Raw genomic sequence first — 23,180 nt, 5'->3', positions numbered from 1 at the left:
TTTATCAGTGGGGAATGGGGAATGGGGACTGGAGACTGGGGAGCAGGGAGCAGGGAGCAGGGAGCAGGGAGCAGGGGGAGAATTACTCATTACTCATTACTCATTACTCATTACTCATTACTCCTAACTCTATTTCCGGTCTTCGGAATTAGCAGCAACCGCCGAGTCGGGTTCTGCTCTTAGTACTGAGTTGGGCCCGCCAGATAAGACGGGATTGGGATCGGATAAAGGTACACCTTCATTAGTATTTTCCAAACCGTAGTCGTAGGGGCCTGTAGCTAGTACTGGGGTTCGATCGAAATTCTCGATCGCAGGTGGTGATGTAGTCATCCACTCTAAGGTAAGTGCCCTCCAAGGATTATTACCAGCTTTTTCGCCGTATAACCAACTCCAAATCGCATTAATGATGAAGGGAAATGTTGAAACTGCTAGTATGTAAGCGCCGTAAGTGCAGATTTCGTTGATAAAGGTAAATTTGGGGTCATACTGAGCGACGCGGCGGTTCATGCCCATTAATCCCAGTTTGTGCATTGGTAAGAAGGTCATATTTAGACCAACTATTGTTAAGGCAAAGTGAACTTTACCCCAAAATTCGTTCACCATTCGTCCCGTCATTTTTGGGAACCAGTGGTAAATGCCTGCATAAATCCCTAACACGCTACCGCCAAAGAGCACGTAGTGTAAGTGTGCTACCACAAAATAGGTGTCGTGGACATGAATATCAAAAGGCACTGCTGCCAACATTACGCCACTGATCCCGCCGATGACAAAGGTGCCGACAAAGCCAATAGCGAACAACATGGCAGTATTAAGCTGGATTTTTCCGCCCCACATGGTTGCTAGCCAACTGAATATTTTAATTCCCGTAGGTACGGCAATGATCATCGTGGTGATCATAAAGAACATCCGCAACCAACCGGGGATACCGCTGGTAAACATGTGGTGCGCCCAAACAATTAGCCCCAGAAAGCTAATGGCAAGAGACGAATAAGCGATCGCTTTATAGCCAAAAATCGGCTTGCGGGAATGCACCGGGATAATTTCTGAAATTGCCCCAAAGAAAGGCAAAATCATGATGTAAACGGCTGGGTGGGAATAAAACCAGAACATGTGCTGGTACACAACTGGGTCGCCACCCCCAGTCGGGTTAAAAAATGTCGTTCCTGCGAATAAGTCAAAAGCCAGCAAAATTAAACCAGCTGCTAACACTGGTGTAGATACCAAAGTCAGCGCCGAGGTAGCAAACATCGCCCAGCAGAACAACGGCATTTGATGAACCCCCATACCGGGGATACGCATCCTGAGCAATGTCACCAAGAAATTGATTGCTCCTAGAATCGATGACGTACCTAGTAGGAGGACGCTCATAATCCAAATTCCCTCACCGACTTGACCTGTCACCAAGCTCAGGGGAGGGTAGGAAGTCCAACCTGCATCCGGTGCATCGCCTACCACTAAACTGACGATCAACAATAAACCCGCAGGGGGAATCATCCAAAAGGCAACAGCATTCAAGCGCGGAAATGCCATATCCTTTGCCCCAATCATCAAAGGGATGAGGAAGTTAGCAAAACCCGCACCAGCTGGCACGATCCACAAGAAAATCATGATCGTGGCGTGCAGCGTAAATAAGCTGTTGTAGACTTCAGGGGTGACGAAATCGACTTCTGGGGTTCGCAGTTCTGTACGAACCAAATCAGCCATTACGCCACCGATACAGTAAAAAATGAATGTAGTGACTAGGTATTGAATCCCAATCACCTTATGGTCGGTGTTGAAACTAAAGTAGTCTTGCCATTTTCTGATCCCTGGCTCCTCAACAAGAGCAGGGGTGTTGGCAGTTTCTTGCACTTGAGCTTGGGTCATTTGTCATTTGTCCTTTGTCCTTTGTCACTTGTCCTTTGTCACTTGTCTTTTGTCCTTTGTCATTTGTCCTTTGTCATTGGTATGAGTACTAATGACCAGTGACTAATGACTAATGACTAATGACTAATGACTAATGACTAATGACTATTTGTGAACTTGATGGAGGATTTCTGGCTGAATTCCCATGTCCTTGGTGTAAGGGGCGAGAAATTCATTTGGGGATAGATCGGCAGGGTTAACCGCAACGGCTTGATTTAGTGTTTCTTTGCTGGCAACTAGTTGTTCTTGCACCCATTTGTCAAAGGCTTCTTGTGGCTCAACGACTATTGGCGCTCTCATCGCACCGTGGTAGGGGCCACAAAGTTCAGCACAGATTAGGGTATAGTCTCCTGCTGTTTTGGGGGTGAAGCGAATCTCGCTTTGCCTACCGGGGATCGCATCTTGTTTCAAGCGGAATTCTGGAACCCAAAAGGCGTGGATGACATCGTTGGCGGTCATATTGATTTCCACTTCTCGCCCGATGGGGACGTGCATTTCACCTGTAGTTATACCAGTTTCAGGATAGGTGAAAATCCAGGCATATTGTAGACCAGTGACGTTGACTTGTAATTGTGCTGGTTTGCCTGCTTTATCAGGAGTTCCCCCAATCGTCGGGGCAACACTACCGACACCTGGGGCATTCCGCTTTTGCGGAATTTGGTCAGCATTACGAACTGCTGCCGTAGCTGGGTCTTGCATTGCCTCATCAGATTTTTCTTGATTGAGGTTGGGTTCGGTGCTGGGAGGAGTATCGTTTAAAGTTGCAGCCATTGCACTCCCATGCCCTGGCATTTTCATCGACTCCTGATTCATCATCGGCGCTTCATGAATAGCATGGGGATCAAAGCCACCGATTTCGTTGTAGACATCAAAGCTGTAAACAGAAATACCGATAACGATAATTGCTGGGATCGCCGTCCAGAGAATTTCTAGAGGTATATTGCCTTCAACTGGTGGGCCGTCTTCATTATCACCTGCACGCCGACGATATTTAAATGCAGAGTAAATTAAAACACCTTCGACGATTAGGAATATACCTGTAGAAACGACCATCATCGCGTTGAACAGACCATCCACCAATACGGCTTCATCTGTGGCTGCTGCTGGCAACAGACCGTGATTTTGACCGTACCAAAGGCTAGCGAGCGTTAGCACGATGCCAATGAGTAATGTCCAGATTGAACTTGGAATCTTCACGGCTTACTTAATTGAATTTACTACGTTATCTTAAAGCTGCTCACTTACTAAGGTAGTCTAGGCTGTCAGACATGGGCGAGAAAGGTCTGAAATTTTTATTAATTTTTTTGGCTATTTTACTAATTTTGAGTATGAGTTTACTATCATACAACGCCAAAAATAGATGCAAATCAGTAAAAAAATTTAAGGAAAAATTTAGGATGTTTAAATTAATTGCCATTCATCAATTTCTCACATCTTGAAAAATACCTAAAGCTTCAGGCAAAACCTTGTTGGAGTGATTCAAAGTATAAGTGAGTGCTAATCTATAAAACCTTAGCCTATACGCTAGGGTGAAGATAGGACGCTAAAAGAAAATTGAAAATTTTAAGAGAGCCACCAAGAACGGGCAGAAGGTATCATTGATGAGCGAATTTGTCCTACAACAACAAAATGAAGCGGCGCTTCAGCAGCAAAAGCCCAAGGAAATGATTCGTCGCTTGGTGTGGAAAATATGCATAGCCACCTTAATTTTGATGGCAATAGGCAGCGCCACCCGTGTGATGAATGCTGGGCTGGCTTGCCCTGACTGGCCCTTATGCTATGGCGAACTGGTGCCAGCCAAGCAAATGAATCTCCAAGTGTTTTTGGAGTGGTTTCACAGATTGGATGCGGCTTTAATTGGTGTAAGCGCGATCGCACTCTTTGGTTTGTCCTGGTGGCATCGTCGTTTCTTACCCAAATGGCTGCCTTGGGCATCTACATTCGCCCTGTTTTTAATTGTCTTCCAAGGCATCTTGGGGGGACTCACCGTTACCGAACTGTTGCGGTTTGATATTGTTACCGCTCATTTAGGAACGGCGCTGTTGTTTTTTAGCACCCTCCTGATTATCGGCACAGCACTCACTCCCTATCAGGGGACTGGAACCGTTGGTAAGTTGCCTTGGGTTGGTTTAACTGCTGCTGTTCTGGTTTACCTGCAAAGTCTACTAGGTGCTTTGGTAGGCTCTCGCTGGGCGCTACACCAATGCCTCGGCGGTTCTCAACTTTGTACGGTAATGTACAGCCATATTGCTGGTTTGGTGCCGCCAACAGTAGCAACCTTGGCAATGGTATTTATCTGTTGGCGGACACCAGCACTACATCCAGCCTTACGGCGACTGGCAAATATGGCTGGTGGGTTGTTAACCTTACAAATCTTGTTGGGATTCGCCACTTTCAAATTACACCTCCAAGTCGAGCCTCTCACAGTCTCTCACCAAGCTATAGGAGCTACTTTGCTGGGTACTTTGGTGGCTTTCACAGTTCTCGCACTGCGTGACTCAGTTAGTGCTGAGTCACGAGTGCTGAGTGCTGAGTAGGGAATGGAGGAGATGAGGGAGCAGGGGGAGTAGGGGGAGCAGGGGGAGTAGGGGGAGCAGGGGGAGCAAGGGGAGCAAGGGAAGAAATAACTCCTAACTCCTAACTCCTAACTCTTGTACAGACGCGATTAATCGCGTCTCTACTGTTAACTCCTAACTCCTAACTCAGCACGGGCTAAACGCCCCGCTTCCGCTAACAGCACTGATGGAAAGCGCAACGGCGAGTATTGCGACCCACGCAGGTGCAGAAAATCTGTGTTTTCGTTTGCCTGAAAGAGCCACCTTGAGCGGGGGCTGCATATAAGTTGTTGAAAAATAAGGAACCAGAGCCAAAATGATTGAGACTAATGTCTCTCGCCACCACGGAACATTTTTACAGGTAATTCAAAGTTACTACCAGCTAACCAAACCTCGGATTATTCCGTTGCTTTTAATTACCACGGCTGGAAGTATGTGGATTGCTGCTAAGGGAGAAGTAGACCCATTGTTGTTGCTAGTAACTCTCACTGGTGGCACAATGGCAGCTGCAAGCGCCCAGACGATCAACTGTGTCTATGACCGGGATATTGATTATGACATGGAGCGGACGCGTCATCGTCCGATGCCTTCCGGTAAGGTGCAGCCACGCGATGCTCTAATTTTTGCGATCGCACTGGCAACACTTTCCTTTACACTCCTAGCAGTATTTGCCAATTTATTAGCCGCCTCGCTAGCCTTTTCTGGCATCGTCTTTTATATTTTGGTCTATACCCACTGGCTAAAACGCCACACCCCTCAGAATATCGTGGTTGGTGGTGCGGCTGGGGCAATTCCGGCTTTAGTGGGTTGGGCTGCTGTCACGGGGACATTAAGCTGGTCAGCATGGCTGATTTTTGCCATCGTCTTTTTATGGACACCACCCCATTTCTGGGCGCTAGCTCTGATGATTAAAGATGACTACGCAAAAGTTGGGATACCAATGTTACCTGTGATTGAAGGTACTACGGCAACTGTAAAGCAGATTTGGTACTACACGCTGGTAACAGTATTGGCAACCGTGTTATTGGTTTATCCCTTGGGCGCGAGTGGAATTCTTTATGCTGCGATCGCCCTCAGTCTGGGAGGATTATTTATCCACAAATCTTGGCGGTTGTTGCAAAATCCAGAGGATCGCACTGTCGCTAGAGAGTTGTTTCTCTATTCGATCTCCTACATGATGCTGTTGTGTCTGGGGATGGTAGTTGATAGTCTTCCCGTTACCCATAATTTAATTAATGCAGCGATCGATCGTCTGCATTTTATTGTTTAGGGGATAGAAAATTTAGCGATCGCGTTTGGTAAAGGGGCGCGATCGCATTTTCGGAAATTAAAAAATATACATAATTAGAGTTTTGCGTATTTGCGATTAAAAATAAAATTTTAGTTATAACCAAATTGATTAAAAAGCTGAATGTTGACAAATTACATTCGTACAGCAATGCACAAAGCAACTTATGAGTTGCTTGAGGATGGAACTTTCTACGGCGAAATTCTAGAATGTCAAGGTGTGTGGGCAAACGCTACAACACTAGAAGCTTGCCGGGAGGATTTGCAAGATACTCTTGAAGGATGGATTGTACTAGGATTGCGTTTGGGTCATACTCTACCAATACTTAATCGTCAAGCTAATATCAGCAGAGATGAATGGGAGACGTTATGAATTATATGCGCGATCGCTCACGATACGATAATCTCTCGTGCGATCGCACCAAGGGCTAACTCAATTGATTCTGGCTGTAAATACAATTGAATTGCTTCTTTAATATTTTCCAAAGCTTCTTCTTCAGTTTCTCCTGCTGAAGTACAACCAGGTAACTCTGGACACCATACAGCCCCATCGCCTGTTTCTAGGTCTGATTCTTGAATCACGCGCCATTTCATAGCTAATCCTCTGGTTTGTCTTTGAACAGTGACATCTCTTACACTGACCTGAGTACAGGTTCAGTATAGGCTTCTTACATCAAACTCAGGTTTGAATACCACCGCCACCTCTTCTGGCAGCATTTGCTGCATCAATATGCTGAGGCTCAACTGTTCCGGTATTACACGCGTGTGCTAAGGAAACGGCAACGTTAATGACGCCAATGTGCGAAAAGGCTTGAGGAAAGTTACCAAGATGCGCCCCTGTCTCCAAGTCGATTTCTTCTGCAAACAGTCCCAGCGAACTGCTTCGTCCCCCCAACATTTGCTCAAACCAAACACGAGCCTCTGTTGTCCTTTGAGCCAAGATCAGTGCGTCGATCAGCCAGAAGGTACAAAGAACAAAGGATGCCTCTTTACCGCTCACTCCTTCTGGTGCATCCCGGTAACGATAACACAGTCCATTGTCAACTAGATGCTTAATAGTAGCATCAATAGTTGACACCATACGCGGGTCAGTTCCATCAATGAAGCCGACACTAGACATGAGCAAATTCGAGGCATCAAGAGTTTCGTCCTCGTAGGATTGCTTGAACGCACCAAGTTTTTCGCTCCATCCTTTTTCAAACACCTGATTGCGGATTAGTTCGCGCTCCTGTCGCCAACGGCTAGTATCACCAGCTAGCGCAAGCGCTTCAGCCATTTCGATGCCACAGTCTAACGCCACCCACAGCATAACTTTACCGTAAACAAAATGCCGCAACCCCCCGCGCACTTCCCAGATACCGCTATCCGGTTCGCGCCAGTGTTCAGCAGCCCAATCTACTAGTGGGCAAATGTGTTCCCAAATTGCAGTTGGATCGTACTTTCCAATCTTCCAAGCGAAATGTAAGGCACTAAGCACCTCACCATAGACATCAAGCTGAACTTGCCCAGATGCACCATTGCCAATCCGAACTGGCTGCGATTCCCGGTATCCCCGCAAGCGATCTAAGGTTTGCTCAACCACCTGTCCACTTGATGCGATCGGGTAAAGGATTTTGATGCCAGTTCCTTCTATCTTCAGAGTCTGCGCCAGCCAATTGAAGTATTGATACTCATCATCAATGTAACCTGCTAATAGCAATGCATAAAGAGTAAATGATGAGTCGCGAATCCAGGTGAAGCGATAATCCCAGTTCCGCTCTCCACCAATTTCTTCAGGCAACGAGGTTGTAGGTGCAGCCACAATTGCTCCTGAAGGAGCGTAAGTCATCAACTGTAAGGTGAGCGCGCTGCGGACAACTGCATCTCGGTACGCTCCTTGATAAGTACACTTATTCGCCCAACGCCGCCAGAAAGCGATCGTTGATGCCAGGGCATCGTTAGGGGCTAGGTTTGGCAGTTGTGCATCCTCCTCAGTCAAAAGCGTGAATACGGCTTGCTCTCCGGCGTGGAGGATAATCTGGCACATAAATGTATTGCTTGTTGTGTCTAGATGCCATTCAACGGGGCCAGTAACTGTGAATGAACCAAATCTGACTTCGTTACCAAATTTGAGTAAATCGGGAATTGTATACCCATAATCAGGGCGAGGAGAGCAAGTGCTAATAATTTCAACTGTTCCTTCGCTAACCTCGACAATTCGGATCAGTCTACCAGGCGCAGGAAGGCGTTGCTGCTGCTCATTATTAGTGATATCCATAAAATCCAGCAGCGAAATTCGTCCTGACTCACACGTAAAAATAGTTTCTAGTACATTAGTTTCGTTCAAGTACTGATGATCGCTTTCCCAAGCAGTGGCTGGCTGAATACTCCAGCTCCCACCACGTTCGAGATCCAAAATCTGAGCAAACAAAGATGGAGAATCGAACCGAGGTAGGCAAAGCCAGTCAATCGAACCACAACTACTAACAAGAGCTGCGGTATGGCAGTTGCCAATCACCCCATAATCTTCTATGGGGAGAAAGGATCGGGTAGGAACTGTTGGGTTGCTATTGGGATCGGATGTAATACTCATTACCGTCTTTAGTTGCTGATAACCTTTAACAAAAATATTATTTGGAGTTACAAATTTTTGACAAACTTTATTCCTTTAAATGTTAATCGTTAAATTACAATCTTGAAAGTTATTTGGCAGAAGTAAATTTTTCCAGTTAATCTATCTAGAGGAATAGGAAAACATATATCTTGGGTTTATCTAATTAGGACGGCAAACACTTTAAAATTTCTAAATTTATTGTCTTTAAGCTAGCCTTCATAGTATTGATATAGGTATGTAATGGGTTTTTATTACCTAAGCAATCAGGCGGGGAATTTGGGGTATTGCAGTTTCACCACTCTCTATTTTTGACTAGATTTATTTTTAGGGTGTCTACAATCTCAAGCCACTTTTGCTAGCGGCGAATTTGCGATGTCTACGATGGGTTACGCCTACGCGAGTAAAGTTTCGATCGCAAGTGAATTTATTAAACATTAATTACACTTACCTATTTATCTATTTTTAATAGCTATGGAAAAAGCAACGCAAGTAATTCGTCACGAGTGAAACCAGCATGAGCGGCAACATCTCTCAGTATGGCGTTAAGAGTACCAATTTTAATCGGGTCATGGGCGGGAACTGTGATATTATGCTCACCATTCTGTTGAGTAGTTAACCGAATGTGGCTACCCTTTTGATGACTGACTTCGTATCCTAAACGGGCAAGAGCATTAACTAATTCTGAACCAGATAAGTCTCGTGGGAGCTTCAAGAAGCTATTACCTCATCACGAACTATGTGTAACCGAATAATTTTTGGACGGTTTTGTTCATTAGGAAAATGACAGTGAACCGCATCACGTATCATTTCGCGTAGTGTTTCTATATCGTCAGCCTGAGTAAAAATTGACTCGGTTAAAGCTCTAGCTGTATAACCACCATCTGGATCATCTTCAACGATAAATACAATTTCAGTCATAACTCTTCCCTTAACTACTAAATTTTACGATCACTCATGAGACAATAATCTCTCGTGCGATCGCACCAGGGGCTAACTCAATTGATTCTGGCTGTAAATACAATTGAATTGCTTCTTGAATATTTTCCAAAGCTTCTTCCTCAGTTTCTCCTGCTGAAGTACAGCCAGGTAACTCTGGACACCATACAGCCCAATCACCTGTTTCTAGGTCTGATTCTTGAATCACGCGCCATTTCATAGCTAATCCTCTGGGATATAAACTACTAAATTTTACTTAATATTACATTTTTCGAGTCGCGAAACTAGACAAGAAAATCTAGAAGTCCAATTACTAAACCCCTGATACAACATAAAAATTCCACTTGGTAGATGTCCTTTAGGTGCTGATAAAGTGAAGTCCAGGTCACTATAGTTTTTCCAAGAACTGTTCATACACCATCCTACCCTATTACCAAAATCACACCAGATTTGATAGTTATTAGAAGATTTTCCCCCAATGCTATCCCAAATTAACTTCTGCACAGTGAATCCAAATTTTCCATAGCTGTAATCGACCCACAGGTTGTTTGTTGTGTGTATTAGCTGATGGTGGAATCTGCTAATATATCCTTCAAACCACTTATCTATTTCTCGACCATATACTTTGAGAAACATAGCCATAGTTTCTTCATCAGCATCTCTCCATCTTTGTTGTATTAATAATTCCTCCAGTTTTTTGTAATCTACCTGCGCGAGCATACGATAATTTTGTTGGGTAGATGTATTAGTTTTTATATATTTTCCATATCTGGATGTATAAGATGGATAAATTATAGGATTGAAATTTTTTATCACCTCATCAGCAGATTGATAGCGTTCCTTCACAAAATCCTGAATTAACTTATCTAAAACTTGCCCAAAGTCAGGATTAATACTTTGTAGTAAATATTTTCTCCAAATCCAGCAACCCCTGAGCGCATCATAAAGTTCATCAGAACCATTTGCTTTTGGTAAACATTGGGTTAATAAGCGAATACAAGTTACACCCAAACTATAAAGGTCACTTGCAGGGAAAACTTGACCGCGCATTTGCTCTAATGGTGTATATCCAGGTGTTCCCACTGTTGTACCAACACCTACAAAAGTTTTTGTAATTTGTTTAGAAACACCAAAATCAATTAATATTAACTTGCCATCTAAACGGCGCATGATATTTTCTGGCTTGATATCTCGATGAATTACACCGCGTTCATGGATAAACTTCAGGATAGGCAATAAATCAGTTAAAATCTGTTTGATCTTTTCTTCGCTAAAAGCTCCCTGCTGCTGCAATTCTTGTAATAAATTCTGCCCTTGAATCAATTCTTGTACCAAATAAAGCCGCTTATCCTGTTCAAAATAAGCAATCAGACGGGGAATTTGTGGGTGTTCTCCTAAGTCATACAGACGCTTCGCTTCTTGCTTAAATAACTCTGTGGCTTTCTCAAGTGCAGCCGTTCCTTCAAATTGAGGGAGAAATTGCTTAATTACGCAAGGTTCATCTATCTTATCTGCATCCCTGGCTTCATAAGTTCTGCTAAATCCACCCTCACCCAAAAGCCGTATTACCCGAAAACGGTTTCTAAATAATAATGTGAGTGTTTTTCCACACTTAATGCAAAACTTATTGTTATCAGGATTAAAAGGATTTGAGCAATTGGAATTAGAACAGTAAAGCATATTTAGGAATATATCAGCAGATAGTGTCTATGTTCAGTTTTCCCAATTTATGCTTACTGGGTTTCACAAGTCTTTATATTTTTGAGCAGATTTATTTCTAGCGGCATCTACAGTCTCAAGTTACTTTTGCTAGCGTAGTGATATAGAGTTTATCGCTCCCCAGTAAGTGGCTGGAAGCGAAAGGATTAATATGGCTCATTTAAATCAGCGTCGCTCTCAAAATGTCAACGGCGATTTTTATGTAGATACTACCTGTATTGATTGTGATACCTGTCGCTGGATGGCTCCTGAAGTATTTTATGATGTAGACGATCAATCGGCTGTTTATCATCAACCAACCAATGAAGCGGAAAGATTAGCCGCGCTAGAAGCACTTTTAGCTTGTCCTACTAGTTCTATTGGTACCGTTGAGAAACCAAAAGATATCAAAGTTGCTCAAGAAAAGTTTCCTCTATTAGTAGCGGAAAATGTTTACCACTGCGGCTATCATTCGGAAAAATCTTATGGTGCTGCTAGCTATTTAATTCAACTTCCAGAAGGTAACATTTTGGTGGATTCTCCCCGGTTTACGCCGCCTTTAGTCAAACGTTTAGAAGAACTGGGGCCAATTCGTTATATGTATCTCACTCATAAGGATGATGTGGCAGATCATCAAAAGTTTGCCGAGCATTTTCAGTGCGATCGCATCCTTCATGCTGATGATATTACTGCGGATACTCGCAATGTAGAAATACAGCTAACTGGTTCTGAACCATTTACTTTGACACCAGATTTATTAATTATCCCAGTTCCCGGTCACACCAAAGGACACACAGTTTTACTTTATAAAAATCAGTTCCTCTTCACTGGGGATCATCTCGCTTGGTCAGAAAGCTTCCACCAATTGGCTGCATTCCGCAATGCCTGCTGGTATTCTTGGTCAGAACAGACTAAATCGATGCGTAACTTGGCTAATTACTCTTTTGAGTGGGTGCTACCAGGTCATGGACGAAGGTTTCATGCTGATAAAGAAACCATACGCCAGCAGATGCACAAGTGTATCGAGTGGATGGAATCTGTGAATTAACATTAGATAACTCACTTTTCTCACGCGATAGGGAAAAACCTAACCCCCTAACCCCCAACTCGTGGCGGGAAGGGGGAAAATTCAAAGTCTCTCCTTTTAGGCTACGTGCAATAAATTTTCTTGTGGGGCGGGCAAGATGCCCGCCAATTAGGACGGGCTAGAGAGCTTATCCCATAAGAGTTTGCTAATGCACAAATTTAGCCTTGCCACCCCACTAGGGTGCGTTATGGACACGCCGAAATAACAAATGAGTTCGCCGAAATAGCAAATGCGTTTTAGCTTTGTCAGCCAGCGTAACGCACTGCAAATCTTTGGTGGATGAAGTTTTTTCGAGTGTGTATACCATTGCTCCTTTTAGGAGAGAGATTTAGAGAGAGGTCAGCCTCTATTGCATACAAACCAGCGATCGCTATAACCTGGGTTTTAGCACCCTTTTAACCAAACACGGATTATGAAAAAGCTGATCAACAAGCCAGAAGACTTTGTGCAAGAAAGTCTAGAAGGTATGGCGGCGGCTCATTCCGATTTAATTAAACTGAACTACGATCCGACTTTTGTCTATCGAGCCAATGCACCTATTCCGGGTAAAGTAGCAATTATTTCAGGTGGTGGCAGTGGACATGAACCAATGCACGCTGGCTTCGTGGGCAAAGGAATGCTTGATGCAGCTTGTCCTGGTGAGGTTTTCACTTCACCGACTCCCGACCAAATGCTAGAAGCAGCAAAGCTTGTAGATGGAGGCTCAGGTATCCTTTATATCGTCAAAAATTACAGTGGCGATGTGATGAACTTTGAGATAGCAACAGAGTTAGCCCGTAGTGAGGGCATTCGATCGCTAAATATTTTGATTGATGACGATGTAGCAGTCAAAGATAGTCTCTATACCCAAGGACGGCGAGGTGTAGGAACAACAATACTGGCAGAAAAAATTTGTGGTGCGGCGGCTGAGGCAGGGTATGATTTGCCACAAATAGCAAATTTGTGTCGCCGAGTAAATTTGAATGGGCGGAGTATGGGAATTGCTCTAACATCTTGTACAGTGCCCGCTAATGGAACGCCGACATTTGAATTGAGCGATCGCGAAATTGAATTAGGTATCGGTATTCACGGTGAGCCAGGAACAGAACGTACAGCGCTCAAATCAGTAGATGAGATTACCGAAATTTTAACGCGATCGCTCATTGAAGATGCAGCATACACCCGCACGCTCCGCGAATGGGATGAAGACAAAGGAGAATGGGTAGATGTAGAACTAACAACTCTACCATTTGCCGAAGGCGATCGCCTCTTAGCTTTCGTCAATAGTATGGGTGGAACCCCGATTTCTGAACTGTATATTGTTTACCGCAAACTCGCCCAAATCTGCGAACAGCAAGGATTGCAAATTGTACGAAACTTGATAGGCCCTTACATCACATCTCTAGAAATGCAAGGTTGCTCCATTACCCTGCTGAAATTAGATGACGAGACGATCCGCCTATGGGATGCACCAGTCAAAACACCAAGTTGGCGCTGGGGAATTTCATAATTACGAATTACGTAGCTTGCTTCTCGCCTTTGGCGAGTATTACGAATTATGTTAAGTCAGTCGCAGATACTACAATGGTTGCAGGCTTATGCAACCGTGATAGAGCAGAATAAAGCATATTTGACAGAATTAGATGCTGCGATCGGAGATGCTGACCACGGGATCAATATGGATCGCGGCTTCAAAAAAGTAAGCGCTCAGTTACCAACTCAAAAAGACAAGGACATCAGCAGCATTCTCAAAGCTGTAAGTATGACCTTAATTTCTTCCATTGGCGGTGCTAGTGGCCCTCTTTATGGCACTTGGTTTTTACGAGCCAGTACAGCAGTAGTTGGTAAGCAAGAATTAACAGAACAAGATGTTTTAGGAATACTCCAAGCAGGCTTAGACGGCGTGCTGCAACGTGGTAAAGCGCAACTAGGAGACAAAACGATGGTGGATGTGCTGTCTCCAGCTGTAGCCGCTTTTGGGCAAGCTGTAAAAGAAAGTAAGGGAACGCTGGAAGCTATGCAACAAGCTGTAGCAGCAGCCCACAAAGGGTTGCAGGAAACTATACCAATGCAGGCGAAAAAGGGACGGGCTAGCTACCTGGGGGAACGGAGTATCGGACATCCAGATCCAGGAGGAACTTCTGCTTATTTGCTGTTGAAAAGTTTGTTAGCGGTGTTGGAAAGTTCTGGTGAATAAAAAATTTTCTGAAATTATTATTTTTTTTCAGGATAATGACATTAAGCTATGTGCCTAGAGTATTGACGGCGCATGAAGATGTCCTTGAGAGGTCAGCCAATATGACATCAAGTGAATCAAATGAAATTAATGCGGTTGAAATAGATGGCGTCCGGTTTGAAACTTTAGTACCGGAGCGAATGTTGTGCTTACCAAAAAAAAATCTAGTACAGAAACTTCTGAGTATTTTGGAATTTTTATTACCAATAACGCCAGGATATTTTTCCCCTAAATATTCTGTACAGCTTGGTATACGGATTACTAATAACACCTTAACTCCTCTTATATTTAGCTTTTATTTCACCTTATTTCCAGAACTAGTGAATGCATACGGTCGAATTCCATTCGAGGGTGGTTGGATTAGCCCTTTATCATCTTTAGAATCTGATTACCTTTTGGCCATACCAGGAGAGAGTTTGACATTCTTTCCTGATATCGAAATATTTGGGATTTGGGGTAATCGACTTGGAATTAACATTCCTACTGGAAATGGTGGTACATGGTTTTTTAAACCTCTCAAGCCAGGTAATTATCAGTTCCGATTTATCTATAACAATCAAAATGAAAAGGAAACAACGTACAGTTCTGTGAGTAGAGATATGAACTTAATAGAAGGAATTTGGACGGGTGAAGCATTAACTCCGTTTGTGGAGTTACATTTAGCCCAGCTTTGAAGTAAAGCTTCGTCGCAGATCATCGCCTAAAAATTCAAACTTATCTAATTATCTGATTCACAACAGATGTACTCTGAATACGCCATTTACCTCGTTGTCGAATCAAATCATACCGAACTCGCAATTTATCGTCAGAAGAATTTTTATACTGACCATTTTCATATAACTGCGTCGCTTCCTTCACCGTAGCTACCACTGCGGCACGATCTGCGAATAAATCAATTTTCTCTACAGATTCCACCTTTACGCTATGGTCGTACTTGCGGTAGCGGTTGTCTGACCTAGCCTGTTGAGCAATCAGCCGCCATTGAGACAAAGCTGAACCAGTTAAAATCTGCTCTAAATTATTAATCTCATGATTCGGCCCTAAAGCTTCGGCTTTAGTAGATAGCCAAGTACGAATGATTTCCTCTGCCGCAGTATCTGTTAAAGGGCCATCTAGTCCTTGTGGTGGACTATTTGGAGGAGGAATAGATATTGGTGGTTGATTTATTTGTACAAACAACTGTGAAACAGGTGCAGGTCGTGTCGGAAAAAACAGATTTTTTAACCATCCAAAAGTTGTTGTGGCTAACACCCAAAAAACTAAAATACTCACTAAAGAAATAAACACTCTCCATACCAGCCGTGTTTTTCCTTCAATGGTGTTAGCAAAAGTTCGCCGCCGCCGAGGACGACGAGAATGGGGGCGATTGTCCGGTACACGCTCCCGGATAGCAGATGGAGTAGATTTTCTTCTTTGCCGACGCTTTTGGTTATGAGCAGGTGTAGCATTTTTAGCTGAACCGTTCAAATACTCCTTTGTGCCTCTGCTCGTTCGTTCAGCAGCAGGAACCTCTGATTTTACACTTCCAGATAAATTCCACGTAGGTGGTGAGAAGTTTGAATATTCTGATGTGTCTGGCAAATTTAAGTCAGGTGTTCTGCTGTGGTTAAATTGCGTTGGAGTTTTAGTTGAATTCTTAGGAAAAGGCGAATTATTTGTCTGCGGCTGAGGAAAATTTTGGGGGTTAATTACAGCCCACTCATTAGTTGTTTCTGCATCCGTTGGCAGCGCTTCTAAATAAGCTTGTACCTGTTGGTTAGCAAAGTAATCTTTTAGAAAAGCTTGCTGGTTTGCTAAATCTCGAAAATGGGGAAATACTTCGTGTTGTAACCATTGTTCTGCATATAGACACAGCCCTGGTAACAAATCTGGAGAGTCTTGAGATTTTTCTCTAATAAAAGCTAAAGCTTCGTACTCCTGACTAAGTTCTAAAACCCGAGTTGCTTCTTCAGTTTGTCCCAAAAGTAAAGCACATAACGACTGTTCTAAATGTACGTCTTGGCGTTTGGCCAGACGCATAAGCATTTGCCTTGCTTGACGAATTAAAGCAGGTTGCCGTTGAGCAAATCCCCGCGCTATCAAGGCATAAACAGCTAAGTAAGTGGCAACAGCAGAAGGACGTTTGCTTTGGGCTTCAAATAACTTGTGCTGTTCGGCGACTGTTAAGTGGTTACGTAGCTGCTGGATAAAACGCAGGAAGTCATCTATGTTTAAACCAGAATCATCATTGTTTGTGCCATCAATCCCGCCACGATCTTCTAAGAGATTTTGCAATAATTCCAAACCTTGGCTTCGTTCGGCGGTCTTTTCTTGAGGTAGTGCCAGCAATTCTAAAATTCGATATGGCCGCAATTTGTAAAGATCCGCCTGAATTTCCGCCTGGGACACTGGCGAACAACCCTTCGCGTACTAACAGTTCTTGACCAGTTTCTAGGGATATGGCGGCATTTTCATAGTGACCTTGTTGCCACTGTTCGCGACCTAATTCTAGACAAGCAAGGGCAACAGTCAAAACAACATCTGGGTATTCAGCACTTTCGTGTATTTCTTCCTCTGCTAAATTATTACCCTTTCTTGCACTTGTAGCATTATTTTTATTTACCAGATACGGACGACCTAGTTTTAATACAAGTTCGTATTCCCCTAACTCTTGCAAAATTAATAAAGCACCTACTAATTCGTCTTGAGTAATTTCGATACCCAAACTCTGAGTGTCACTACCCCTTTTGGTGCTTTCTGGAGGATTTTCCAGTGCTACCGTGGCAGCAGCAAGGTTATCAGGATCGTAGGCGTGAGCAAGATAGAGATGATCGTAGGTACTGCGTTGTTTTGGATCTGATAAAACCACGTAAGCTTCTTCTATGAGTTGTTTACGAGAAGAAATTGCTGCCTGAGAATACTCGCGTCGCGGCAATTGTACAATGCGATCGCTATATGCCTGCCGCAATTGTTCATCACTTGCCGCCAACGGTAGTCCTAAAATTCGGTAGTAATCTAGCGGAATTCGCACAGCCTACTTCCCCTGCACCGCGATCAACATAATTTACCTAGAGCGTTCCAGGCCGTAAAACCGTGCCATAAAAATGCCGTATAGAATTTACTCTACAAGTGTATATTGCAACAACTTGTTTTGTACCTTCCCGAAATTTTGAGTCACATTTTAGTACTAATTTTTTGCTTTCGCCTAGAAAGCCTCAATTGTTTGTTTTAATTCTTAGTATTTTTGTTTAACACAACTATTATCAGCCTTCGATACCACAAACCACAACTACCGTTTTTAATCGCGGCATAATTGTTGTGGCTGGAAGAATCTATATGATGATTGATTTTTTTGGTACTTTCCTACTAGGCAGTAACAAAAATACCACTATTGAGGGTTTTACCCTGATAACAGGAGACAAAAATCATATCATAATTTACCCTTCATTACAATTACCTATTTCGGTATTATAGATTTTTGCCTGCTTTTTTTTAAATTGTTAATGGATATGCAGAAAGCAGTCTATCTTGATTGCTAGTCTGTGAAGGGGAATATTCAGGAGTGCTGAGTTTTGAGTAAGAAGTAATGAGTAAGACGTAGTACTTGTGAATCTTTTGCTAAGTACTCACTACTCGTAACTGATTTGATGCCTAATCGGTCTAATTTTACTTTTTACTCAGCACGGGCTAAACCTTAGCTATCCGCTAACGCTACTCAGCACTGTTTTGGTGAGGGAGAAAACCGAAAGCGCTAGATATTGCCCTTAGAGTCAAATCCTCACGGGGCATCAGCTGAAAAGTTAAAAATCAAAAATTAAAAATTCAGCTATTCCCTAAGACCCTTTTTTGGTGCATAAATAAAGTTTGATTGTTGAGTCTTACAAACGCTAGCCTGTTAAAAGCTGAGGTGTTATCAGACCAACTTATTTAAGACCGTAACTTTAAGTTGTACAACAGGGATACTCAAAAATAATGGTTCAAGAGCGTACTTTACCCACTTTTAATGCTGCTACTACGCAAATTACAAAAGAAGAAGGGTTACGGTTGTATGAGGATATGGTGTTAGGGCGCTTGTTTGAAGACAAGTGCGCTGAAATGTACTACAGAGGTAAAATGTTTGGTTTTGTCCATTTGTACAACGGTCAAGAAGCTGTTTGCAGTGGTGTTGTGCAGTCAATGCGACCGGGTGAAGATTACGTTTGTAGTACTTACCGCGACCACGTTCATGCTCTCAGTGCAGGCGTACCAGCAAAAGAGGTAATGGCAGAATTATTTGGTAAAGCCACAGGTTGCAGCAAAGGGCGCGGTGGTTCCATGCACATGTTTTCTGCTCAACATCGCTTGTTGGGTGGCTATGCTTTTGTGGCTGAGGGAATTCCTGTAGCAGCTGGGGCGGCTTTTCAAACCAAATACCGCCGCGAAGTGCTGGGAGATAAAAACGCTGACCAAGTGACAGCTTGCTTTTTTGGCGACGGTGCAGCTAATAACGGTCAGTTTTTCGAGACACTAAATATGGCAGCCCTATGGAAACTGCCAATTATTTTCGTAGTCGAAAATAATAAGTGGGCCATTGGGATGTCTCACGAACGCGCTACTTCCCAGCCAGAGATTTATAAAAAAGCCAGCGTATTTAACATGGTGGGCGTAGAAGTAGATGGTATGGATGTACTAGCAGTTCGAGCCGTTGCTCAAGAAGCTGTAGCCCGTGCCCGTGCAGGTGAAGGCCCAACATTAATTGAGGCGCTTACCTACCGCTTCCGGGGTCACTCCTTGGCAGACCCCAGATGAAATGCGAAGCAAAGCGGAGAAAGAATTTTGGTTCGCCCGCGACCCAATTAAGAAGTTGGCAGCTTATTTGCTAGAGCAAAACCTAGCGGATGAGGGAGAAATTAAAGCAATCGATCGTAAAATTCAGGATGTAATCGACGAAGCCGTTAAGTTCGCCGAAAGCAGCCCCGAACCAGACCCCAGCGAGTTATATCGTTTCGTGTTTGCAGAAGACGAATAAATTTTAGGGAATAGGGCATGGGGCATGGAGGTAAGGGTGACAAAGAGAATAACCAATGCCCAATCCCCAATGCCCAATTCCCAATCCCCAATCCCCAATTAGGACTAAATTTGTGTTTACCATTGCACTTCAACAGCAACAATACAAAACCTACATCCTTTCAGATGAAAATGGTGGTTCTCAACTGGAAGTTGTTCCAGAACGTGGTGGTATCATCACTCGCTGGCGTATACAGGGGCAAGAAATTTTCTATTTAGATACTGAACGCTTTGCTAATCCTGATTTGAGTGTCAGAGGTGGGAATCCTATTTTGTTCCCCATCTGCGGCAATATACCTGATAATACTTATACTCATAATGGTCAGCAATATACTTTGAAACAACACGGCTTTGCGCGTGACTTGCCGTGGGAAGTAACTGACCAAGTAACTGAAGATAAAGCTAGCCTCACCCTCGTCCTCAACAGCAACGAGAAAACACGGGCTGTTTATCCTTTTGACTTTCAAGTGCAGTTCACTTACGAACTCCAAGGTAATACCTTAGAAATTCGGCAACAGTATAAAAATCTTTCATCCACATCACTGCCCTTTTCTACAGGTTTCCATCCTTATTTTCTGACAAATGATAAAGCTGCCCTAAAGTTTGAAATTCCTTCCCAACAGTATCAAGACCAGATAAGCAAGGAAATTCACCCCTTTGATGGTAATTTTGACTTTAACCGCGATGAAATTGACGTTGCCTTTAAGCAGCTAACCAGTCAATCAGCCGCAGTCACAGACAACAACCGCAAGTTAAAACTAACTCTGGATTACGGGAATAAATATCCGATTTTGGTGTTTTGGACGCTCAAAGGCAAAGATTTCTACTGCCTTGAACCGTGGAGCGCTCCCCGTAACTCCCTGAACACTGGTGAAAACCTGACTGTATTAGAACCAGGAAGCAACTATACGGCATCTGTAAGGTTTACGGCAAATTTTTTCTAAACCTATTTACAAATCTATAGATGTCTATGCTATGATGGCAAAGTTGCGAAATCCAAAGAAAGGGTCGCTAACTCAACGGTAGAGTACTCGGCTTTTAACCGATTAGTTCCGGGTTCGAATCCCGGGCGACCCATATAAAAGTTTATTAAATGATGTAAAGAAGCCTTAGTAATTGGACAAAGAAGCATTTGGGATAATAAGCTACCAGAGCTACTAATTCTAGGGTAGCTAAATGTACAGCAATACAGAGCAACTATAGGACATAGTACAGCAGTAGAAAGCAAGTATAGAACATATTTATAATAACTATGGCGTAAACTTTTTCAACATAGATACACCACACTAGTTATAATTTCCTATAAGTAAGTTGAAAAAACTCTTAAGATTTAGCGTAATGATTACGCTTCTCTCAGACCGACTAGCTGACAACCACATTAGGAGGACTATCTATGGCGCTTGTACCACTGCGGCTGCTGTTGGATCACGCAGCTGAAAACGGTTACGGCATCCCAGCTTTCAACGTTAACAATTTGGAGCAGATTCAGGCGATCCTGAAAGCTGCTGTCGAGACAGATAGCCCCGTAATTTTACAAGCTTCACGCGGCGCTCGTAATTATGCAGGAGAAAACTTTCTCCGCCACCTGATTTTGGCAGCGGTAGAAACCTATCCTCACATTCCCATTGTCATGCACCAAGATCATGGTAATGCGCCTGCTACCTGCTACTCAGCAATTAAGAACAACTTCACCAGCGTGATGATGGATGGTTCTTTAGAAGCTGATGCGAAAACTCCCGCTAGCTTCGAGTACAACGTTAGTGTTACCCGCGAAGTTGTAAATGTAGCTCATGCTTTGGGTGTCAGCGTTGAAGGTGAACTCGGTTGTTTGGGTTCTCTAGAAACTGGTGCTGGTGAAGCTGAAGATGGTCACGGGTTTGAAGGTACACTCGACCACTCACAACTGCTAACCGACCCCGATGAAGCTGTTGACTTCGTAGAAGCAACCCAAGTAGATGCTTTGGCTGTTGCCATCGGCACAAGCCACGGTGCTTACAAGTTTACTCGCAAGCCGACTGGTGAAATTTTGGCTATCAGCCGCATTGAAGAAATTCACCGCCGTCTGCCTAACACCCACTTGGTAATGCACGGTTCTTCTTCTGTGCCTGAAGATTTGCTGGCACTGATTAACCAATATGGTGGTGCAATTCCTGAAACCTACGGTGTACCTGTAGAAGAAATCCAAAAAGGCATCAAGAGTGGTGTACGTAAAGTAAATATCGACACCGACAACCGTTTGGCTATTACTGCTGCTGTACGTGAAGCTTTGGCTAAAAAACCAGAGGAGTTTGACCCCCGTCACTTCCTCAAGCCTTCTATTACATACATGCAGAAGGTTTGTGCTGAACGCTATCAACAATTTGGCACAGCCGGCAATGCCAGCAAGATTAAGCAAATTTCTTTGGAAGATTTTGCTGCTAAGTATGCTAAAGGTGAACTTAACGTTGTTACCAAATCAGCTGCTAAAGTTTAATTTTGACAGCAAATAAATAGCAGCATAGGAAAACTATGCTGCTAAGAAACTGAGGATTTTAATGTTGTCAGAAACCGGGTGTTTACCCGGTTTTTTGTTTTATTTATCAGGGTTGGGAATGGGCGTTAGGAGTGCTGTTAGCGATAGCGGGGCGTTTAGCCCGTGCTGAGTTAGGAGTTAAGAGTTAAGAGTTAAGAGTTAAGAGTTAGGAGTTTTGTTTATCTCCTTGTCCCCTAACTCCCTCACTCCCTCACTCCCTGCTCCCAGCTAAGAGTTCCCTTGCTTCTTCCCCTGCTCCCCCTGCCCTTGAAAGGGCAGGCTTTTAGGCTTTCGATAAATAGTTGAGAATGTTCTCAATTATTGAACGTAGTTTTAAGTTCTCAGACAATGGTTTTGGTTTTAAAATCCCAAAAATTTGTCTAATCAAAAAAACCTGCCCCAGAAAGCTCCCCCTGCCTCCCCTGCTCTCTACTCCCTAGAACACGCGATGCTGTAAAGATGGCATTTGACGCCGGACTTGTTCTAGCCTTGTGGGCTTGATTTCTGCGATCGCAATTCCCGGTTTTTCTCCAGCATCGGCTAAAATGACACCCCAAGGGTCGATAATCACCGCGTGACCGTGGGTTAGACGACGGGCGTAGTTATTCCCCGTTTGGGCGGGAGCAATGACGTAGGCAGTATTTTCGATGGCTCTGGCTTGTAGTAGTACTTGCCAGTGGTCTTTACCTGTAAAGGCGGTAAAGGCGGCGGGAATAAAGATAATATCGGCTCCCTTATCTGCCAGATGACGATACAGTTCTGGAAATCGGACATCATAACAAATAGAAAGCCCTAAATTACCGAGCTTTTCTGAGAAATGGACGGGGGGTAATTGCGTACCAGCCACAACCGTGCTGGATTCGCGATAGGTGTTGCCGTCAGGAACATTAACATCAAATAGGTGGACTTTGTAGTAACGCGCAAGCTCTTGACCGCTGGGGTCGATGAGTAGAGTAGTGTTATAAACTTTGCCTGTATTATCTACAGGAAGTGGAAAGCTGCCGCCCAAGATGGTAATTTGAAAGCGTTGAGCCATTTTTTTGAGAAATTTTTCACTTTCAAGAGCGATCGCATCACCTTGTGCGAGTTTATCTTTTTCTTCTCCCATATAAGAAAAGTTTTCTGGCAAACCTACCAATTCAGCACCTTGACGCACGGCAAGCTCTATTAATTCTTCTGCCTGCGCCAAATTTTTGTGTAAATCGGACACACTGGTCAATTGAATAGCGGCGGCTAAATAAGACTTCATAGATTCAACAATGAATAGTTGATTTATGGAAGATAGATTATCAAAATATATCGCTACTTCCAAATCTGTGGAACTTAATTAGAAATCCATCAGCCAAGATTTTCTTTAACAGACTTGT

The 23,180-nt window shown here is 43.5% G+C and carries 18 protein-coding genes, 1 tRNA gene and 2 pseudogenes; 11 read left to right on the top strand and 10 right to left on the bottom strand.

Translation table 11 applies throughout. From position 1 onward, the window contains the following. Nucleotides 1–129: 129 nt before the first annotated feature. A complete protein-coding gene (gene ctaD / locus NSTCB13_RS30445; RefSeq protein ID WP_445626742.1) occupies nucleotides 130–1,866 on the bottom strand; it encodes a cytochrome c oxidase subunit I in 1,737 nt (578 codons plus the stop codon). 144 nt (nucleotides 1,867–2,010) lie between these two features. After that, a complete protein-coding gene (locus NSTCB13_RS30440) occupies nucleotides 2,011–3,102 on the bottom strand; it encodes a cytochrome c oxidase subunit II (RefSeq protein ID WP_448266348.1) in 1,092 nt (363 codons plus the stop codon). Nucleotides 3,103–3,506: 404 nt separating this feature from the next. Here NSTCB13_RS30440 and NSTCB13_RS30435 point away from each other — a divergent pair, with 404 nt between their 5' ends. The 3 genes from NSTCB13_RS30435 to NSTCB13_RS30425 all read left to right on the top strand — a co-directional run bounded on the left by NSTCB13_RS30435 (nucleotide 3,507) and on the right by NSTCB13_RS30425 (nucleotide 6,120). Then, on the top strand, nucleotides 3,507–4,442 hold the full coding sequence (locus NSTCB13_RS30435; RefSeq protein WP_448274786.1) for a COX15/CtaA family protein: 936 nt from the start codon (nucleotides 3,507–3,509) through the stop codon (nucleotides 4,440–4,442). A 334-nt stretch (nucleotides 4,443–4,776) separates the two neighbouring features. Next, entirely contained in the window at nucleotides 4,777–5,730 is a 954-nt protein-coding gene (locus NSTCB13_RS30430; protein ID WP_448274785.1) for a heme o synthase, read from the top strand. A gap of 141 nt (nucleotides 5,731–5,871) precedes the next feature. After that, on the top strand, nucleotides 5,872–6,120 hold the full coding sequence (locus NSTCB13_RS30425) for a type II toxin-antitoxin system HicB family antitoxin (RefSeq protein ID WP_448274784.1): 249 nt from the start codon (nucleotides 5,872–5,874) through the stop codon (nucleotides 6,118–6,120). Between the two features lie 17 nt (nucleotides 6,121–6,137). Here NSTCB13_RS30425 and NSTCB13_RS30420 read toward each other — a convergent pair whose 3' ends face one another. From NSTCB13_RS30420 to NSTCB13_RS30395, 6 genes are all read right to left on the bottom strand, one after another. Further along, nucleotides 6,138–6,341 carry a type II toxin-antitoxin system HicB family antitoxin gene (locus NSTCB13_RS30420; RefSeq protein ID WP_448274783.1) on the bottom strand — a complete coding sequence of 68 codons (204 nt, stop codon included), beginning with the start codon at nucleotides 6,339–6,341 and terminating at the stop codon, nucleotides 6,138–6,140. 85 nt (nucleotides 6,342–6,426) lie between these two features. Beyond that, nucleotides 6,427–8,319 carry a glycoside hydrolase family 15 protein gene (locus tag NSTCB13_RS30415; protein ID WP_448274782.1) on the bottom strand — a complete coding sequence of 631 codons (1,893 nt, stop codon included), beginning with the start codon at nucleotides 8,317–8,319 and terminating at the stop codon, nucleotides 6,427–6,429. A 490-nt stretch (nucleotides 8,320–8,809) separates the two neighbouring features. Beyond that, nucleotides 8,810–9,052, bottom strand: a complete 243-nt coding sequence (locus NSTCB13_RS30410; protein ID WP_448274781.1) for a type II toxin-antitoxin system HicA family toxin — start codon at nucleotides 9,050–9,052, stop codon at nucleotides 8,810–8,812. Continuing rightward, nucleotides 9,049–9,258 (bottom strand): type II toxin-antitoxin system HicB family antitoxin, encoded by a 210-nt coding sequence (locus NSTCB13_RS30405; protein ID WP_322719525.1) that lies wholly within the window; start codon nucleotides 9,256–9,258, stop codon nucleotides 9,049–9,051. The genes NSTCB13_RS30410 and NSTCB13_RS30405 overlap by 4 nt, the downstream gene beginning before the upstream one ends. Before the next feature lie 34 nt (nucleotides 9,259–9,292). Beyond that, nucleotides 9,293–9,496: a type II toxin-antitoxin system HicB family antitoxin gene (locus NSTCB13_RS30400; RefSeq protein ID WP_448274780.1), complete on the bottom strand. Its 204-nt coding sequence runs from the start codon at nucleotides 9,494–9,496 to the stop codon at nucleotides 9,293–9,295. Nucleotides 9,497–9,528: 32 nt separating this feature from the next. After that, nucleotides 9,529–10,956: a protein kinase domain-containing protein gene (locus tag NSTCB13_RS30395; RefSeq protein WP_448274779.1), complete on the bottom strand. Its 1,428-nt coding sequence runs from the start codon at nucleotides 10,954–10,956 to the stop codon at nucleotides 9,529–9,531. 190 nt (nucleotides 10,957–11,146) lie between these two features. On the opposite strand from NSTCB13_RS30395, the gene NSTCB13_RS30390 reads away from it, so the two are divergent. The 4 genes from NSTCB13_RS30390 to NSTCB13_RS30375 all read left to right on the top strand — a co-directional run bounded on the left by NSTCB13_RS30390 (nucleotide 11,147) and on the right by NSTCB13_RS30375 (nucleotide 14,950). Beyond that, nucleotides 11,147–12,022, top strand: coding sequence for an MBL fold metallo-hydrolase (locus tag NSTCB13_RS30390; protein WP_445626750.1), 876 nt, complete (start codon nucleotides 11,147–11,149; stop codon nucleotides 12,020–12,022). Between the two features lie 451 nt (nucleotides 12,023–12,473). Beyond that, nucleotides 12,474–13,550, top strand: a complete 1,077-nt coding sequence (gene dhaK, locus NSTCB13_RS30385) for a dihydroxyacetone kinase subunit DhaK (RefSeq protein WP_445626751.1) — start codon at nucleotides 12,474–12,476, stop codon at nucleotides 13,548–13,550. 48 nt (nucleotides 13,551–13,598) lie between these two features. Then, on the top strand, nucleotides 13,599–14,237 hold the full coding sequence (gene dhaL / locus NSTCB13_RS30380) for a dihydroxyacetone kinase subunit DhaL (protein ID WP_445626752.1): 639 nt from the start codon (nucleotides 13,599–13,601) through the stop codon (nucleotides 14,235–14,237). 101 nt (nucleotides 14,238–14,338) lie between these two features. Then, nucleotides 14,339–14,950 carry a hypothetical protein gene (locus NSTCB13_RS30375; RefSeq protein ID WP_445626753.1) on the top strand — a complete coding sequence of 204 codons (612 nt, stop codon included), beginning with the start codon at nucleotides 14,339–14,341 and terminating at the stop codon, nucleotides 14,948–14,950. Between the two features lie 40 nt (nucleotides 14,951–14,990). On the opposite strand, the pseudogene NSTCB13_RS30370 reads toward NSTCB13_RS30375, so the two are convergent. Further along, a pseudogene (locus NSTCB13_RS30370) lies at nucleotides 14,991–17,286 on the bottom strand (IMS domain-containing protein). 941 nt (nucleotides 17,287–18,227) lie between these two features. Here NSTCB13_RS30370 and pdhA point away from each other — a divergent pair. The 4 genes and pseudogenes from pdhA to fba all read left to right on the top strand — a co-directional run bounded on the left by pdhA (nucleotide 18,228) and on the right by fba (nucleotide 21,774). Continuing rightward, nucleotides 18,228–19,263: pseudogene (pdhA, locus tag NSTCB13_RS30365) on the top strand (pyruvate dehydrogenase (acetyl-transferring) E1 component subunit alpha). 112 nt (nucleotides 19,264–19,375) lie between these two features. Continuing rightward, a complete protein-coding gene (locus NSTCB13_RS30360) occupies nucleotides 19,376–20,245 on the top strand; it encodes an aldose epimerase family protein (protein WP_448275038.1) in 870 nt (289 codons plus the stop codon). 61 nt (nucleotides 20,246–20,306) lie between these two features. Further along, nucleotides 20,307–20,378 (top strand) — tRNA-Lys (locus NSTCB13_RS30355). A gap of 316 nt (nucleotides 20,379–20,694) precedes the next feature. Further along, nucleotides 20,695–21,774, top strand: coding sequence for a class II fructose-bisphosphate aldolase (gene fba / locus NSTCB13_RS30350; protein ID WP_229485451.1), 1,080 nt, complete (start codon nucleotides 20,695–20,697; stop codon nucleotides 21,772–21,774). 475 nt (nucleotides 21,775–22,249) lie between these two features. Here the strand turns inward: fba and NSTCB13_RS30345 are convergent, their stop codons facing one another. After that, nucleotides 22,250–23,062 carry a carbon-nitrogen hydrolase family protein gene (locus NSTCB13_RS30345; RefSeq protein ID WP_445626757.1) on the bottom strand — a complete coding sequence of 271 codons (813 nt, stop codon included), beginning with the start codon at nucleotides 23,060–23,062 and terminating at the stop codon, nucleotides 22,250–22,252. Nucleotides 23,063–23,180 lie beyond the last annotated feature (118 nt).

The organism is Nostoc sp. DSM 114160, assembly GCF_053470305.1.
Note: the sequence above shows the minus strand (reverse complement) of the source record. Positions and strands in the feature narration are given on the sequence as shown.

Bases quoted from the DNA above. Each gene is read 5' to 3' on its own strand.
- ctaD (WP_445626742.1), bottom strand. From the start codon at position 1,866: ATGACCCAAGCTCAAGTGCAAGAAACTGCCAACACCCCTGCTCTTGTT.
- NSTCB13_RS30435 (WP_448274786.1), top strand. From the start codon at position 3,507: ATGAGCGAATTTGTCCTACAACAACAAAATGAAGCGGCGCTTCAGCAG.
- NSTCB13_RS30430 (WP_448274785.1), top strand. From the start codon at position 4,777: ATGATTGAGACTAATGTCTCTCGCCACCACGGAACATTTTTACAGGTA.
- NSTCB13_RS30425 (WP_448274784.1), top strand. From the start codon at position 5,872: ATGTTGACAAATTACATTCGTACAGCAATGCACAAAGCAACTTATGAG.
- NSTCB13_RS30420 (WP_448274783.1), bottom strand. From the start codon at position 6,341: ATGAAATGGCGCGTGATTCAAGAATCAGACCTAGAAACAGGCGATGGG.
- NSTCB13_RS30415 (WP_448274782.1), bottom strand. From the start codon at position 8,319: ATGAGTATTACATCCGATCCCAATAGCAACCCAACAGTTCCTACCCGA.
- NSTCB13_RS30405 (WP_322719525.1), bottom strand. From the start codon at position 9,258: ATGACTGAAATTGTATTTATCGTTGAAGATGATCCAGATGGTGGTTAT.
- NSTCB13_RS30400 (WP_448274780.1), bottom strand. From the start codon at position 9,496: ATGAAATGGCGCGTGATTCAAGAATCAGACCTAGAAACAGGTGATTGG.
- NSTCB13_RS30395 (WP_448274779.1), bottom strand. From the start codon at position 10,956: ATGCTTTACTGTTCTAATTCCAATTGCTCAAATCCTTTTAATCCTGAT.
- NSTCB13_RS30390 (WP_445626750.1), top strand. From the start codon at position 11,147: ATGGCTCATTTAAATCAGCGTCGCTCTCAAAATGTCAACGGCGATTTT.
- dhaK (WP_445626751.1), top strand. From the start codon at position 12,474: ATGAAAAAGCTGATCAACAAGCCAGAAGACTTTGTGCAAGAAAGTCTA.
- dhaL (WP_445626752.1), top strand. From the start codon at position 13,599: ATGTTAAGTCAGTCGCAGATACTACAATGGTTGCAGGCTTATGCAACC.
- NSTCB13_RS30375 (WP_445626753.1), top strand. From the start codon at position 14,339: ATGACATCAAGTGAATCAAATGAAATTAATGCGGTTGAAATAGATGGC.
- fba (WP_229485451.1), top strand. From the start codon at position 20,695: ATGGCGCTTGTACCACTGCGGCTGCTGTTGGATCACGCAGCTGAAAAC.
- NSTCB13_RS30345 (WP_445626757.1), bottom strand. From the start codon at position 23,062: ATGAAGTCTTATTTAGCCGCCGCTATTCAATTGACCAGTGTGTCCGAT.